The organism is Streptomyces rubradiris, assembly GCF_016860525.1.
Classification (GTDB): Bacteria; Actinomycetota; Actinomycetes; order Streptomycetales; family Streptomycetaceae; genus Streptomyces; species Streptomyces rubradiris.
In genome coordinates, this window is sequence record NZ_BNEA01000015.1 from 4,939,353 (window position 1) to 4,955,261 (window position 15,909).

Sequence of the window (15,909 nt, forward strand, 5' to 3'; positions counted from 1 at the left end):
CGCACCGGCCCAACCGGTGGGCCGTTGCCTTGGGTTGGCGATGGCACAGGACCACAGGCCACAGCCTTCAGGGGGAGGAACGATGGCGGACACCTTCGGACCGATGCGGGACGGGGACGCCGACGACGCTGTCATCGGCAGGGACCCCGGCGCGGACGCGCCGCGCAAGGAGCCGATCAGAGTCCTGGTCGTGGACGACCACGCCCTCTTCCGGCGCGGCCTGGAGATCGTGCTCGCGGCCGAGGAGGACATCCAGGTCGTCGGCGAGGCGGGCGACGGCGCCGAGGCCGTCGACAAGGCCGCCGACCTGCTGCCCGACATCGTCCTGATGGACGTCCGTATGCCCAAGCGCGGCGGGATCGAGGCCTGCACCTCCATCAAGGAGGTGGCCCCCAGCGCGAAGATCATCATGTTGACGATCAGCGACGAGGAGGCCGACCTCTACGACGCGATCAAGGCGGGTGCGACCGGATACCTCCTCAAGGAGATCTCGACCGACGAGGTGGCCACCGCCATTCGCGCGGTGGCCGACGGGCAGTCGCAGATCAGTCCGTCGATGGCGTCCAAACTCCTCACCGAGTTCAAGTCGATGATCCAGCGCACCGACGAGCGCCGGCTGGTGCCCGCGCCCCGGCTCACCGATCGGGAGCTGGAGGTCCTCAAACTCGTCGCGACGGGCATGAACAACCGGGACATCGCCAAGGAGTTGTTCATCTCCGAGAACACCGTGAAGAACCACGTCCGCAACATCCTGGAGAAGCTCCAGCTGCACTCCAGGATGGAGGCCGTGGTCTACGCGATGCGGGAGAAGATCCTGGAGATCCGCTAGGGCCTAGCCGAGGAGCGCCGCGAGTTCCCTGGTGAGGGGCTCGCGCAGCTCCGGCGGGTCCGCGCGCTCGACGCGGACGTCGGTGCAGTCCACCCAGGACGCGGCCTCGGCCAGGGCCCGGGCCACCGCAGGGACCGCCTTCGGGCCGTCCAGGGTGACCTGCTTGGCCACCAGCGTGCGGCCCTGGCGCGCCGGGTCCACCCGCCCGACCAGCCGGCCGCCGGCGAGCACCGGCATCGCGAAGTACCCGTGCACCCGCTTGGGCTTGGGGACGTACGCCTCCAGCCGGTGGGTGAAGCCGAAGATCCGCTCCGTGCGCGCCCGCTCCCAGATCAGGGAGTCGAAGGGGGACAGCAGCGTGGTGCGGTGCCGGCCGCGCGGCGGTGTCGCCAGGGCCGCCGGGTCGGCCCACGCCGGCTTGGACCAGCCCTCCACCTCCACCGGCACCAGACCCGAGTCCGCGATCACCGCGTCGACCTGCTCGCCCCTGAGCCGGTGGTAGTCGGCGATGTCCGCGCGCGTGCCCACACCGAGCGCCTCGCCCGCCAGCCGCACCAGACGCCGCAGGCACTCGGCGTCGTCCAGCTCGTCGTGCAGCAGCGCGGCCGGGACCGCGCGCTCGGCGAGGTCGTACACCCGCTTCCAGCCGCGCCGTTCCACGCAGACCACCTCGCCGTACATCAGCGCCCGCTCCACGGCGACCTTCGTGCCCGACCAGTCCCACCAGTCGTTCGTCTTCTTCGCGCCGCCCAGTTCCGTGGCGGTCAGCGGGCCCTCCGTGCGCAGCTGCTTGATCACCTGGTCGTAGACGCCGTCGGGGAGTTCGTGGTGCCAGTGCGGGCGGTCGCGGAAGGCGCGGCGGCGGAAGGCGAAGTGGGGCCACTCCTCGATGGGCAGCAGGCAGGCCGCGTGCGACCAGTACTCGAACGCGTGGGTGTCCGTCCAGTACGCGGCCTCCACCGTCCGCCGGCCGACCGCGCCCAGCCGGGCGTACGGCACGAGCTCGTGGGAACGGGCCAGGACCGAGATGGTGTCGAGCTGGACCGCGCCGAGGTGGCGCAGCACCCCGCGGACCCCGGCGCGCCGGTCGGGCGCGCCGAGCAGGCCCTGGGCCCGCAGGACTATCCGGCGGGCGTCGTCCGCGGTGAGCGAGGTGGTGGGACGCGGAAGGGTCGTCATGTCCCGTGACGATAGAGGGTGGCACCGACAGTCCGCGATGACCAGCGCGTTCGCCCGGGGCCGCGGCTCAAGGCGGCTCAGGGACGCGCGGGCAGGTACGGGGCGGTGGACGGCAGACCCAGGTCCGAGGGGAGCAGCGAGCCGACCCAGCAGTCCCGGCGCACCCCCTTGTTGGTGACGGCGGAGCGCAGCACGCCCTCGACGGTGAAGCCCGCGCGTTCGGCCACCGCGCGGGAGGCGTGGTTGCCGACCTCGGCCCGCCACTCGACCCGGTCCACACCGGCCTCGGTGAAGGCCCAGCGGCAGGCGGTGAGCGTGGCCTCCACGACGTAGCCCCGGCCGCGGTGCTCCTTGGCCGCCCAGAACCCGATCTCGGCCGTGCCCGGCGAGCGCGTCGTCAGGCCGAGCATGCCGGCCAGCTCCCCGCTGGTGAGGAACACGCCGAAGGTGAACATCGACCCCTGCGCCCAGCCGTCGGGGACGGTCCGCTCCGTGAAGCCGGCCGCGTGCTCGGGCAGGTAAGGGGAGGGAACCGTCGTCCAGCGCTGGATGCCGGGGTCCTGCGCGGCGGCGTACACCGCGGCGGTGTCCTCGGGGCCGACCGGACGCAGCACGAGACGGTCCGTGGTGAGCGTGACGTGTTCCATCGCCCGATTCTGCGCGGCGCCCCGGGCCGGCGCCACGGATTTCCCCGTTGCGTGAGCGCGTGATCACAATTCGCGTAATTCCTCGCGCCCGAGCGGCACCATCAGGACACCCCGTCCGTTGTCCTGGATGAAGCAAGCCGCCGGGGCGCCGGGCCTCCCGGCGCGACCGGGTCCTCGCATACGATGGCCGTTGCTCAGTAGTCAGAAGGAAACACCGACCGTCCCAGGCCCGACCGGCAAGGAGACCAGCCCCCGTGTCCGTCCTCTCGAAGATCATGCGTGCAGGCGAAGGCAAGATCCTGCGCAAGCTGCACCGCATCGCGGACCAGGTCAACTCCATCGAAGAGGACTTCGTCGACCTCTCCGACGCCGAGCTGCGGGCCCTCACCGATGAGTACAAGCAGCGGTACGCCGACGGCGAGAGCCTCGACGACCTGCTCCCCGAGGCGTTCGCCACGGTCCGCGAGGCCGCCAAGCGGGTCCTCGGCCAGCGGCACTACGACGTGCAGCTGATGGGCGGCGCCGCGCTCCACCTCGGCTATGTGGCCGAGATGAAGACCGGTGAGGGCAAGACCCTCGTGGGCACCCTGCCCGCCTATCTGAACGCGCTGTCCGGCGACGGCGTGCACATCGTCACGGTCAACGACTATCTGGCCGAGCGCGACTCCGAGATGATGGGCCGCGTCCACAAGTTCCTGGGCCTGGACGTCGGCTGCATCCTCGCCAGCATGACCCCGGCCCAGCGCCGCGAGCAGTACGCGTGCGACATCACCTACGGCACGAACAACGAGTTCGGCTTCGACTACCTGCGCGACAACATGGCGTGGTCGAAGGACGAGCTGGTGCAGCGCGGCCACAACTTCGCCATCGTGGACGAGGTCGACTCCATCCTCATCGACGAGGCCCGTACGCCGCTGATCATCTCCGGCCCGGCCGACCAGGCCACCAAGTGGTACGGCGACTTCGCCAAGCTGGTCACCCGCCTCAAGCGCGGCGAGGCCGGCAACCCCCTCAAGGGCATCGAGGAGACCGGCGACTACGACGTCGACGAGAAGAAGCGCACGGTCGCCATCCACGAGTCCGGTGTCGGCAAGGTCGAGGACTGGCTGGGCATCGACAACCTCTACGAGTCGGTGAACACCCCGCTCGTGGGTTATCTGAACAACGCCATCAAGGCCAAGGAACTGTTCAAGCGCGACAAGGACTACGTCGTCATCGACGGCGAGGTCATGATCGTCGACGAGCACACCGGCCGCATCCTCGCCGGCCGCCGCTACAACGAGGGCATGCACCAGGCGATCGAGGCGAAGGAAGGGGTGGAGATCAAGGACGAGAACCAGACGCTCGCCACGATCACCCTGCAGAACTTCTTCCGCCTCTACAACAAGCTCTCCGGCATGACCGGTACGGCGATGACTGAGGCCGCCGAGTTCCACCAGATCTACAAGCTCGGCGTGGTCCCGATCCCGACCAACCGGCCGATGATCCGCAAGGACCAGTCGGACCTGATCTACCGCACCGAGGTGGCCAAGTTCGAGGCGGTCGTGGACGACATCGCCGAGAAGCACGAGAAGGGCCAGCCGATCCTCGTCGGCACGACCTCCGTCGAGAAGTCGGAGTACCTCTCGCAGCAGCTCAGCAAGCGCGGCATCCAGCACGAGGTGCTGAACGCCAAGCACCACGAGCGCGAGGCGCAGATCGTGGCCCAGGCGGGCCGCAAGGGCGCGGTGACGGTGGCCACCAACATGGCCGGCCGTGGTACGGACATCAAGCTCGGCGGCAACCCCGAGGACCTCGCCGAGGCGGAGCTGCGCCAGCGCGGCCTCGACCCCGAGGAGCACATCGAGGAGTGGGCCGCGGCCCTGCCCGCCGCCCTGGAGAAGGCCGAGCAGGCCGTCAAGGCGGAGAAGGAGGAGGTGGAGTCGCTCGGCGGCCTCTACGTCCTCGGTACCGAGCGGCACGAGTCGCGGCGCATCGACAACCAGCTGCGCGGCCGTTCCGGCCGTCAGGGCGACCCGGGCGAGTCCCGCTTCTACCTCTCGCTGGGCGACGACCTGATGCGCCTGTTCAAGGCCCAGATGGTCGAGCGCGTGATGTCCATGGCCAACGTGCCGGACGACGTGCCGATCGAGAACAAGATGGTCACCCGCGCCATCGCGTCCGCGCAGGCACAGGTCGAGACGCAGAACTTCGAGACCCGTAAGAACGTCCTGAAGTACGACGAGGTGCTCAACCGGCAGCGTGAGGTCATCTACGGCGAGCGCCGCCGCGTCCTGGAGGGCGAGGACCTGCACGAGCAGATCCGGCACTTCATGGACGACACGATCGAGGCGTACGTCACCGCGGAGACCTCCGAGGGCTTCCCCGAGGACTGGGACCTGGACCGGCTGTGGGGCGCCTTCCGGCAGCTGTACCCGGTGAAGGTCACCATCGAGGAACTGGAGGAGGCGGCCGGCGACCGGGCCGGTCTGACCGCCGAGTTCATCATCGAGTCCATCAAGGAGGACATCCACGAGCAGTACGAGGCCCGCGAGGCGCAGCTCGGCTCCGAGATCATGCGTGAGCTGGAGCGCCGGGTCGTGCTGTCGGTCCTGGACCGCAAGTGGCGCGAGCACCTCTACGAGATGGACTACCTCCAGGAGGGCATCGGCCTGCGCGCGATGGCGCAGAAGGACCCGCTGGTCGAGTACCAGCGCGAGGGCTTCGACATGTTCACCGCGATGATGGACGGCATCAAGGAGGAGTCCGTCGGCTACCTGTTCAACCTGGAGGTCCAGGTCGAGCAGCAGGTCGAGGAGGTCCCGGTCGAGGCGCAGGCCCAGCCGGCCGGCGAGGGCGCGCAGGACACGGTGCCGGCGCAGGCGACCGCCCGCCCCGAGATCCGCGCGAAGGGACTGGACGTTCCGCAGCGCCGGGAGCTGCACTTCTCCGCGCCGACGGTGGACGGCGAGGGCGGCATCGTGGAGCGGGACCTGGAGGACGAGGAGCCGGTGCGCTCCGAGTCGGACGGGCTGACCCGGGCGGAGCGGCGGCGGCAGGCCAAGGGCGGCCGGCGCCGTAAGAAGTGACGGAGTGACGAAGTAACGCGGGAAGCGACGCCGCGCCCGAGCGGCCGGCGGTGTCCGAGGGCCGGGTCTCCGAGAGGGACCCGGCCCTCGGGCGTCGCTCCGGGCCGCGACGGGCCCGGGAGGCGGTCAGGTGGGAGCCGGGGAAGGGGGTCACACGGGCCCCGTTTCCACCGCTGTGCAGCGCCAGCGGAGGTCTTCGCCGCGTTCCAGGCGGAAGGCCATGGCACGCAGGCGGTCGCCGGTGGCGACCCGGGCGAAGACCTCCAGCGCGCCCTCGCCGGCGACGTAGTAGCCGATGTCCTGGACGACCGGGCGGATGCCGCGGGAGCGCAGGGGGCCGCGTTCGGCGAGGCGGGCGAGGTCGTCGTAGGCGCGGCCGGCCGTGTGGCGGAGCATCCAGTGGACGGGCCGCTGGCCGCTCAGGACGGCGAGCAGGCGGTCCGCGAAGAGGTCGGTGGGCCGGGGCTGCCGTGCGGCCGTCCCGGGGGCCGTGCGCGGGCTCTGGGCGCGGCCGGCCGCCGGGCGGGTGGCCGCGCGGGGTGGCGCTCCGCCGGGGCGGCGGGTGTCGCGGCGGGTCGGCGGGCGGTGCCGCGGGCGGGGCTGGACGGTTCGGCTCATGACCTTGTTCATGGGGATCCCGTTCGGCCGGCCCGGGAGGGGTACCGGGCGGTAACAAGTGGTGGGGACCTTGTACGGGGCGGGAAAGGCGCGGACAAGCGAGGGGCGACCGGTGGGCGGGAGCCGGAGAAGTTCACCCATCAGGGTGGGGTGAGGGTCCCGGACCCCGCGAGGAAGCGGCCGGAGAGGGTGAACCGGCGGCCTGGAGTGGACTTCTCGACGGGAGCGGGCAGGGGCTCGAAAGGGGACCGGCGCACGTATCCTGAAGGCCCACCGGGAGACGCGCCAGCCGCCCTCCCCGGGGCCCCAGCGGAGCCTTTGACCAGGAAAGAGCGGCCAGTATGCGCGTCTACGTCCCCCTGACCCTCCCCGCTCTCGCCGAGGCGCACAGGACGGGCGAGCTGGGGAGCGGCCCCTTCGTCGCGTACGCCGTCACGCCCGCCCTGCGCGAGTGGTACCTCTCCGAGGACATCGAGGAGCTGGAGTACGCGGCGCTCGGCCGGGCCGCGCTGGCCTCGCTGCGGCTGCTGGCGGCGGACCCGGACGCGGTACGGCGCCGGGTGGTGGTCGCGGTGGACGTGCCCGACGGCGCGGCGAGCGTCGACCCGGACCGCGGGCTCGAACCCTCCGCCCTCGGCCAGGTGACCGTCGCGGTGTCGGTGCCGCTGGCGAAGGCGGCCGCCGTGCACGTCGACGCCGAGGACGCGGAACCGGACGTGGCCGCGGCGGCGCGGGCGCTCCCGGCCGCGGACGGCGGGGACGACGACGCCCGGTTCGTGGTGGACGGGGCGGACGACCACGAACTGCTGTGGTACGCCACGCAGGAGATCCCCAACCTCGTCGCACAGGGCTGACCTGGACCGGCGCCGTGATTGTCAGTGGCGGCGGGTACGGTCTCGGGCATGGGGACGCACAAGCGCGCGCACATCGTCTGGGACTGGAACGGGACGCTCTTCCACGACAATGACGCGGTCATCGGGGCGACGAACGCCGCCTTCGCCGAACTGGGACTCGCGCCGATCACACTGGAGCAGTACCGCTCGCTGTACTGCGTACCGGTGCCCAAGTTCTACGAGCGGCTGCTCGGCCGGCTGCCGAGCGACGCCGAGTGGGAGCTGATGGACGGGGCCTTCCACCGGCACTACACCGAGCACCGGGTGCGGTGCGGGCTGACCGAGGGGGCCGAGGAACTGCTCGCCGGGTGGCGGTCGGACGGACACAGCCAGTCGCTGCTGAGCATGTACGGGCACGAGGAACTGGTGCCGGTGGTGCGGGGCTTCGGCATCGAGCCGCACTTCGTACGGATCGACGGGCGCACCGGCCCGTCCGGCGGCAGCAAGGCCGAGCACATGGTGCGGCACCTGCGGGCGCTGGCGGGGGTGGCCGAGCCGGAGCGGACCGTGGTGATCGGGGACGCGGCGGACGACGCGGTCGCGGCACGGCACGTGGGGGCCCGGGCCGTGCTGTACAGCGGGGGGTCGCACAGCCGGGCGAGTCTGGAGGGGGCCGGGGTGCCGGTGGTGGATTCCCTGGCCGAGGCGGTCGCGGAGGCGCGGAGAACAGCGGCGTGACGAGGTGCGGAGGACGGTGCGGAGGTCAGCGGCGTAACCCGGGGCGGCGAGGCGGGCCCCGCAGGGGGGCGTGGGGAACGGCGCGCAGGGGGGGCGGGGGAACGGCGCGCGCGGCCACGACGTGCCCGCCGCCCGGACCCCGCGGCGGGATCAGGTACGCGGGCTCAGCTCGCCGGCGCGGACGCCCGCAGCACCTTCAGGAACTCCCGCATCCACGCCGGGTGGTCCGGCCAGGCGCGGGAGGAGACCAGGGTGCCGTCGACCACCGCCTCGGTGTCCTGGAAGTCCGCGCCGGCCGCCTGCATGTCCGGTTCCAGGGCCGGGTAGGCCGTCACCCGGCGGCCCCGCAGGGAGTCGACCGCGGCGGTGAGCAGCGGACCGTGGCAGATCTGGGCCACGGGCTTGTCCGCGTCGAAGAACGCCTTGAGGATCTTGCGCAGCTCGGCGTCGTTGCGCAGGTACTCGGGCGCCCGGCCGCCGGGGATCACCAGGGCCGCGTACTCACCGGGGTCGACCTCGGCGAACGCCAGGTCGGCGGGCCAGGTGTAGCCGGGCTTCTCGGTGTACGTGTCGTAGCCGGGTTCGAAGTCGTGGACGACGAAGCGGAGCGTCTTGCGGGAGGGGGCCGCGATGTGGACCTCGTAGCCTTCCTCGCGCAGCCGCTGGTAGGGGTAGAACACCTCCAGGGACTCCGCGGCGTCACCGGTGACGATGAGGATCTTCGTGGGCATGTCGGCTCCTCGCGGGGTTTCGTGCGTGGGGGTGGGACTCGGGGCTCCGCGGTGGGACGCTGGGACCCGCGGCGGGCTTGAGGCACCGTGCCCCGCGCCGGGCGCGCTTGCCAAGGGGACCCGGTGGTTTTCAGAGTGCGGCGGCGCACGCGGGGGCGCGACCGGATGGCCCGGCGGCGGGCGGCGCGCGCCGGTGGCCGGATACGCCACCCGCCACGCCCCCACCGCTGTGCAGAATGTCAAACTTCACCCCTCGGTTTTGTACACAAGCGGCTCATGACGCGCCCCGGGGCAAGAGCGATAGCCTTGTGGCGTGATCAGCGCGATATCCCGCGGGAACGATCCTGTTCCCGCCCTGCGCCCGGGTTGCACGGCTCGTCTCCGTGACCGGGCGGCAGTCGCTGGTCCTCGCGGGCGGGACGGGGGCGCGGACGCCCCCGCGGCGCCGGAAACGGTCCGGGACACGACGGTGCCGAGAGCAGCGTCACACTCGGCCGGCGTCATCAAATTGGCCGAAATCTCCCCGCTCATCTCGCCTCGCGGCATACCGTCGACAGTGACCGGACACCCCGGGACGTGGCGTTGTGTCGCAAGGGAAGAGACAGAACTTCCTTCTACGTCACGCAACGGCGCGCGACAGGAGCCAGAGGACAATGCAGACCAAGCTGGACGAAGCCAAGGCCGAGCTGCTCGAAAGGGCCGCCCGGGTAGCTGAGAACAGCCCGGTCGGGGGGCACCTACCGACCGGGACGACGAGCGAGGGCACCCCCGGCACCCCGGACAGCGAATCCGTGCTCGCGTTCCTCCAGCGCTACTACCTGCACACCGCCCCCGAGGATTTCGCCGACCGCGACCCGGTCGACGTCTTCGGCGCCGCGGTCTCGCACTACCGGCTCGCCGAGCACCGCCCGCAGGGCACCGCCAACGTGCGGGTGCACACCCCGACCGTGGAAGAGAACGGGTGGACGTGCAGCCACACCGTCGTGGAGGTCGTCACCGACGACATGCCCTTCCTCGTGGACTCGGTCACCAACGAGCTGACGCGGCAGGGGCGTGGCATCCACGTCGTCATCCACCCGCAGTTCGTGGTCCGCCGGGACCTGACCGGCAAGCTGCTCGAGGTGCTGCCGACCCCGCCCGTCGGCGACGCCCTCCCGCACGACGCGCATGTCGAGTCCTGGATCCACGTCGAGATCGACCGGGAGACCGACCGCGCCGACCTGAAGCAGATCTCCGCCGACCTGCTGCGCGTGCTGTCCGACGTGCGCGAGGCCGTCGAGGACTGGGAGAAGATGCGGGACGCGGCGATCCGCATCGCCGACGGCCTGGAGGGCGAGCCCGCCCCCGCCGACCTGCCCCGCCCCGAGGTCGCGGAGGCCCGCGAGCTGCTGCACTGGCTGGCCGCGGACCACTTCACCTTCCTCGGCTACCGCGAGTACCAGCTGCGCGACGACGACACGCTCGCCGCCGTGCCCGGCACCGGTCTCGGCATACTGCGCTCGGACCCGCACCACGCCAAGGAGGACCAGCACCCGGTCAGCCCCTCCTTCGAGCGCCTCCCGGCCGACGCCCGCGCCAAGGCCCGCGAGCACAAGCTGCTGGTGCTGACCAAGGCCAACAGCCGGGCCACCGTGCACCGGCCGTCGTACCTGGACTACATCGGCGTCAAGAAGTTCGACGCGGACGGCAACGTCGTCGGCGAGCGCCGCTTCCTCGGCCTGTTCTCCTCCGCCGCCTACACCGAGTCCGTGCGCCGGGTGCCGGTGATCCGCCGCAAGGTGGACGAGGTGCTGGACCGGGCCGGCTTCTCGCCGCACAGCCACGACGGCCGCGACCTGCTCCAGATCATGGAGACCTACCCGCGCGACGAGCTGTTCCAGACGCCGGTCGCCGAGCTCCAGGCCATCGTCACCAGCGTGCTCTACCTCCAGGAGCGCCGCCGGCTGCGGCTGTACCTGCGCCAGGACGAGTACGGCCGCTACTACTCGGCCCTCGTCTACCTCCCGCGCGACCGCTACACCACCGGCGTGCGCCTGCGGATCATCGACATCCTCAAGGAGGAGCTGGGCGGCACCAGCGTCGACTTCACCGCCTGGAACACCGAGTCGATCCTCTCCCGGCTGCACTTCGTGGTCCGCGTCCCGCAGGGCACCGAGCTGCCCGAGCTGTCGGACGCCGACAAGGAGCGCATCGAGGCCCGCCTGGTGGAGGCGGCCCGCTCCTGGGCCGACGCGTTCGCCGAGGCGCTGACCGCCGAGTGCGGCGAGGAGCGCGCGGCCGAGGTGCTGCGCCGCTACAACCACGCCTTCCCGGAGGGCTACAAGGCCGACCACAGCCCGCGCGCGGCCGTCGCCGACCTGGCCCACCTGGAGCAGCTGAGCGAGGACAAGGCCTTCTCGCTGAGCCTGTACGAGCCGGTGGGCGCCGCACCCGACGAGCGCCGGTTCAAGATCTACCAGAAGGGCGGCACGGTCTCGCTGTCCAAGGTGCTGCCGGTGCTCAGCCGGCTCGGCGTCGAGGTCACCGACGAGCGGCCGTACGAGATGCGCTGCGCCGACCGCACCACCGCCTGGATCTACGACTTCGGCCTGCGCATGCCGAAGTCGCCCGGCGGCGGCAACGGCGACTACCTGGGTGACGACGGCCGGGAGCGGTTCCAGGACGCGTTCGCCGCGACCTGGACCGGCAAGGCCGAGAACGACGGCTTCAACGCCCTCGTGCTCAGCGCCGGGCTGACCTGGCGGCAGGCGATGGTGCTGCGCGCCTACGCCAAGTACCTGCGGCAGGCCGGCTCGACCTTCTCGCAGGACTACATGGAGGACACCCTCCGCAACAACGTCCACACCACCCGGCTCCTGGTCTCCCTGTTCGAGGCCCGGATGTCCCCGGAGCGGCAGCAGGCCGGCGTGGAGATCACCGACGCCCTGCTGGAGGAGCTGGACGCGGCCCTGGAGCAGGTGGCCAGCCTGGACGAGGACCGCATCCTGCGGTCGTTCCTGACCGTCATCAAGGCGACCCTGCGCACGAACTTCTTCCAGGAGGGGCCGGGCGGCGAGCCGCACGACTACGTCTCCATGAAGTTCGACCCGCAGGCCATCCCGGACCTGCCCGCGCCGCGCCCGGCGTTCGAGATCTGGGTGTACTCGCCGCGGGTGGAGGGCGTGCACCTGCGCTTCGGCAAGGTCGCGCGCGGCGGTCTGCGCTGGTCGGACCGGCGGGAGGACTTCCGTACGGAGATCCTCGGCCTGGTCAAGGCGCAGATGGTGAAGAACACCGTGATCGTGCCGGTGGGCGCCAAGGGCGGCTTCGTCGCCAAGCAGCTGCCCGACCCGGGCGTGGACCGCGACGCCTGGCTGGCCGAGGGCATCGCCAGCTACAAGACGTTCATCTCGGCGCTGCTCGACATCACCGACAACATGGTGGCCGGCGAGGTCGTGCCGCCGCGGGACGTGGTCCGGCACGACGGCGACGACACCTACCTGGTGGTCGCCGCCGACAAGGGCACCGCGACCTTCTCCGACATCGCCAACGACGTCGCGAACAGCTACGACTTCTGGCTCGGCGACGCCTTCGCCTCCGGCGGCTCGGCCGGCTACGACCACAAGGGCATGGGCATCACCGCGCGCGGCGCCTGGGAGTCCGTCAAGCGGCACTTCCGCGAGCTGGGCGTGGACACGCAGACCGAGGACTTCACGGTCGTCGGCATCGGCGACATGTCCGGTGACGTGTTCGGCAACGGCATGCTGCTGTCGGAGCACATCCGCCTGGTCGCCGCCTTCGACCACCGGCACATCTTCATCGACCCGGACCCGGACGCGGCCACCTCCTACGCCGAGCGCCGCCGCCTGTTCGAGCTGCCCCGCTCCAGCTGGGCCGACTACGACACGAGCCTGCTGTCGGCGGGCGGCGGGATCTTCCCCCGCAGCGCCAAGTCGATCCCGCTCAACAGCCACATCCGCGAGGCCCTCGGCATCGAGGGCAAGGTCACCAAGATGACCCCGGCCGACCTGATGCGGACCATCCTCAAGGCGCCGGTGGACCTGCTGTGGAACGGCGGCATCGGCACGTACGTCAAGGCGTCGACGGAGTCCCACGCCGACGTCGGCGACAAGGCCAACGACGCCATCCGCGTGGACGGCCAGGACCTGCGGGCCAAGGTCGTCGGCGAGGGCGGCAACCTGGGCCTGACCCAGCTCGGCCGGATCGAGTTCGCCCGGCACGGCGGCAAGATCAACACCGACGCGATCGACAACAGCGCCGGTGTGGACACCTCCGACCACGAGGTGAACATCAAGATCCTGCTGAACGGCCTGGTCGCGGACGGCGACATGACCGTCAAGCAGCGCAACAAGCTGCTCGCCGAGATGACCGACGAGGTCGGCGCGCTGGTCCTGCGCAACAACTACGCGCAGAACACCGCCCTGGCCAACGCCCTGTTCCAGGCCAAGGACATGCTCCACGCCCAGCAGCGGTTCATCCGCCACCTGGTGCGCGAGGGCCACCTGGACCGGGCGCTGGAGTTCCTGCCGACCGACCGGCAGATCCGCGAGCGCCTCGCCCAGAGCCAGGGCCTGACCGGCCCGGAGACGGCCGTCGTCCTGGCGTACACGAAGATCACGGTGGCCGAGGAGCTGCTGCACACCTCGCTGCCGGACGACCCGTACCTGCGCGGTCTGCTGCACGCCTACTTCCCGACGGCCCTGCGCGAGCGGTTCGCCGACGCCATCGACAACCACCCGCTGCGCCGCGAGATCACCACCACCGTGCTGGTCAACGACACGGTCAACACGGGCGGTACGACGTATCTGCACCGGCTGCGCGAGGAGACCGGCGCCTCCCTGGAGGAGATCGTCCGGGCCCAGACCGCGGCCCGCGTGATCTTCTGCGCGGCACCGGTGTGGGACGCCGTCGAGGCGCTGGACAACAAGGTCGACGCGGCCGTGCAGACCCGCATCCGGCTGCACTCGCGCCGTCTGGTCGAGCGCGGCACGCGCTGGCTGCTGAACAACCGGCAGCAGCCGGTCCAGCTCGCCGAGACGGTGGAGTTCTTCGCCGAGCGGGTGGAGCGGGTCTGGCAGGAGCTGCCGAAGCTGCTGCGCGGCGCGGACCTGGAGTGGTACCAGCACGTGTACGACGAGCTGTCCGCGGCCGGTGTCCCGGACGAGCTGGCGACCCGCGTGGCCGGCTTCTCCTCCGCCTTCCCGGCGCTCGACATCGTGTCGGTGGCCGACCGCATGGGCAAGGAGCCGCTGGACGTCGCCGAGGTGTACTACGACCTCGCCGACCGCCTGGACATCACCCGGCTCATGGACCGCATCATCGAGCTGCCCCGCACCGACCGCTGGCAGTCGATGGCCCGTGCCTCCATCCGCGAGGACCTGTACGCGGCGCACGCGGCCCTCACCGCGGACATCCTCGCGGTGGGCAACGGCACCTCGACGCCGGAGCAGCGGTTCGAGGCGTGGGAGCAGAAGAACGCGGCGCTGCTGAGCCGGGCCCGCACCACCCTGGACGAGATCCGCGGCTCGGACTCGTTCGACCTCGCCAACCTGTCGGTGGCGATGCGCACGATGCGGACGCTGCTGCGCACGCACTCGTAGTCCGCGCGGAGGGACAGGCGCCCGGGGCCCGCGGTGGCCCCGGGCGCCTTCCGTCTCTCCGGGGGCGTGTCGTCCATCCGGGCATCCTCCGTCCGGAGCGGGAGACACGGACGGAGGTAGGGTCGGTGGATCATGCAGACCACGACATCCGACATCGAACCGGAGCAGCGCACGGCGGTGCCGCGCCATCCGGTGGCCCGCGCCGGCCGGGCGGCGGTGCAGGGCGCCGCCGCACTGGTCCTGGTGCTGCTGCTCCTGGTCGTCGTCCGGCTGCCGTGGGCGGGCGACCTGGGCATGCACGCGGCCACGGTCGAGCGGCTGCGGCACGGCCTCCTGCATCCCGGCAACCCGCTGGTCGACGCCGACACGCCGAGCCCGTACTACTCGCCGTGGACGCTGCTGCTCGGCATCGTCGCCAAGCTGACCGGCCTGTCCGTCTTCGTGGTCCTGCGGCTGGCCGCGCTCGCCGGACTGGCGCTGCTGGTGACGGGCGTCCACCGCTACGTCCGCACCCTCACCGCGCACCGCGCCGCACCCGCCCTGGCCCTGCTGAGCCTGCTGTTCCTGTGGGGCCCGGCGCTGTTCGCCTGGAGCGGCTTCCTCGGCCTGAACTCCCTGGCCCTGACGGTGTCGTACCCCAGCGTGCTGGCGCTCGGGCTCACCTTCCACTTCTGGGCGTGGCTGACCCGGGCGGCGCGCGGACCGGCCGGGTGGGGCGCGGGGGCCGCGCTGGGGGCGCTGTGGGCGGTGATCCTGCTGTGCCACCAGTTCACCGGGGTGGTGGCGACGCTGGGCGCACTGGCCATGGTGGCCGGGGCCCGCCCGGCGCGCGCGACGCTGCTCCGCCTCGGCACCGGACTGCTCGCCGGGCTGCTGGTGCTGTGGCTGTGGCCGTACTACGACTTCTTCGCGCTGTTCTTCGCCGGCGGGGACCTGGAGGCGGTCCACCGGTCGCTGTACCGGGACCTGGCCGGGCGGTTCGGGTATGTGCTGCTCGGGGTGGTGGCGCTGGGGTTCCGGCTGCGCCGGGACCGCCGGGACCCGCTCGCCCTGTTCTTCCTCCTCGGCGTCCTGATGGTGGCGGCGGGCGGGCTGACCGGCCACTACTCCTGGGGCCGCGCGCTGCCCGCCGCGCTGATCCCGGCCCAGCTCGCCGCCGCGCTCCAGGCGGTGTCGGCGGGGCGGTGGGCGGTGCGCCGGGGGTGGGCGTGCGTGCTGCTCGTCGCGCTGGCGGCGGGCGCGTGGACGCAGGCCGGGACGCTCGGGTACGTGGTGCGCGAGGACGCGCTGCCCGGGGCGGTCGCGGCGAAGTACCGGCAGCCGTGGGCCGGGTACCAGTGGACCGTACGGGCCGGGGTGCGGTACGGCGACGTGGTGATGGCCCGCCGCTTCCCGGCCCGGCAGATCCCCGCGTACGGGCCGTACACCGTGGCGCCCGGCTATCCGGACGTGTTCCTGCCGGACGCGGCGCGGCGGGAGGCGGCGGTGAAACGGTACTTCTCGGCCGCGGCCGGGCCGGAGGAGCGGCGGGAGATCCTGCGGGAGTACGGGGTGCGCTGGGTGGTCGGGGGCGCCCCGGCCCCGTGGCTCCACAAGACGGCCGTGGGGCCCCGGGGACAGGTGCTGTACCGCGTGGTGCCCTGAGCTGGCCGGGGGCCGGGGGCCG

The 15,909-nt window shown here is 71.8% G+C and carries 10 protein-coding genes; 6 read left to right on the forward strand and 4 right to left on the reverse strand.

The genetic code is table 11. The features are described 5' to 3' along the window. The first annotated feature begins 82 nt into the window (after positions 1–82). Positions 83–829 carry a response regulator gene (locus Srubr_RS35210; protein WP_030782947.1) on the forward strand — a complete coding sequence of 249 codons (747 nt, stop codon included), beginning with the start codon at positions 83–85 and terminating at the stop codon, positions 827–829. 3 nt (positions 830–832) lie between these two features. Here the strand turns inward: Srubr_RS35210 and Srubr_RS35215 are convergent, their stop codons facing one another. Further along, positions 833–2,008 (reverse strand): winged helix-turn-helix domain-containing protein, encoded by a 1,176-nt coding sequence (locus Srubr_RS35215; RefSeq protein ID WP_189995990.1) that lies wholly within the window; start codon positions 2,006–2,008, stop codon positions 833–835. A gap of 77 nt (positions 2,009–2,085) precedes the next feature. Then, positions 2,086–2,655 carry a GNAT family N-acetyltransferase gene (locus Srubr_RS35220; RefSeq protein ID WP_189995989.1) on the reverse strand — a complete coding sequence of 190 codons (570 nt, stop codon included), beginning with the start codon at positions 2,653–2,655 and terminating at the stop codon, positions 2,086–2,088. Positions 2,656–2,909: 254 nt separating this feature from the next. On the opposite strand from Srubr_RS35220, the gene secA reads away from it, so the two are divergent. Continuing rightward, positions 2,910–5,723: a preprotein translocase subunit SecA gene (gene secA, locus Srubr_RS35225; RefSeq protein WP_189995988.1), complete on the forward strand. Its 2,814-nt coding sequence runs from the start codon at positions 2,910–2,912 to the stop codon at positions 5,721–5,723. A gap of 150 nt (positions 5,724–5,873) precedes the next feature. Here secA and Srubr_RS35230 read toward each other — a convergent pair whose 3' ends face one another. Next, positions 5,874–6,353, reverse strand: a complete 480-nt coding sequence (locus tag Srubr_RS35230; protein WP_189995987.1) for an Rv3235 family protein — start codon at positions 6,351–6,353, stop codon at positions 5,874–5,876. Between the two features lie 329 nt (positions 6,354–6,682). Here Srubr_RS35230 and Srubr_RS35235 point away from each other — a divergent pair, with 329 nt between their 5' ends. After that, positions 6,683–7,195, forward strand: coding sequence for a DUF6912 family protein (locus Srubr_RS35235; protein ID WP_189995986.1), 513 nt, complete (start codon positions 6,683–6,685; stop codon positions 7,193–7,195). A 48-nt stretch (positions 7,196–7,243) separates the two neighbouring features. Next, on the forward strand, positions 7,244–7,912 hold the full coding sequence (locus tag Srubr_RS35240; protein ID WP_189995985.1) for an HAD family hydrolase: 669 nt from the start codon (positions 7,244–7,246) through the stop codon (positions 7,910–7,912). A 164-nt stretch (positions 7,913–8,076) separates the two neighbouring features. Here Srubr_RS35240 and Srubr_RS35245 read toward each other — a convergent pair whose 3' ends face one another. Continuing rightward, on the reverse strand, positions 8,077–8,643 hold the full coding sequence (locus Srubr_RS35245; protein WP_189995984.1) for a DJ-1/PfpI family protein: 567 nt from the start codon (positions 8,641–8,643) through the stop codon (positions 8,077–8,079). Between the two features lie 653 nt (positions 8,644–9,296). Between Srubr_RS35245 and Srubr_RS35250 the strand changes: the two genes are divergently transcribed. After that, on the forward strand, positions 9,297–14,243 hold the full coding sequence (locus Srubr_RS35250; protein ID WP_189995983.1) for an NAD-glutamate dehydrogenase: 4,947 nt from the start codon (positions 9,297–9,299) through the stop codon (positions 14,241–14,243). Positions 14,244–14,375: 132 nt separating this feature from the next. Next, complete coding sequence (locus tag Srubr_RS35255) at positions 14,376–15,887, forward strand: hypothetical protein (RefSeq protein ID WP_229926706.1); 1,512 nt, start codon at positions 14,376–14,378, stop codon at positions 15,885–15,887. Positions 15,888–15,909 lie beyond the last annotated feature (22 nt).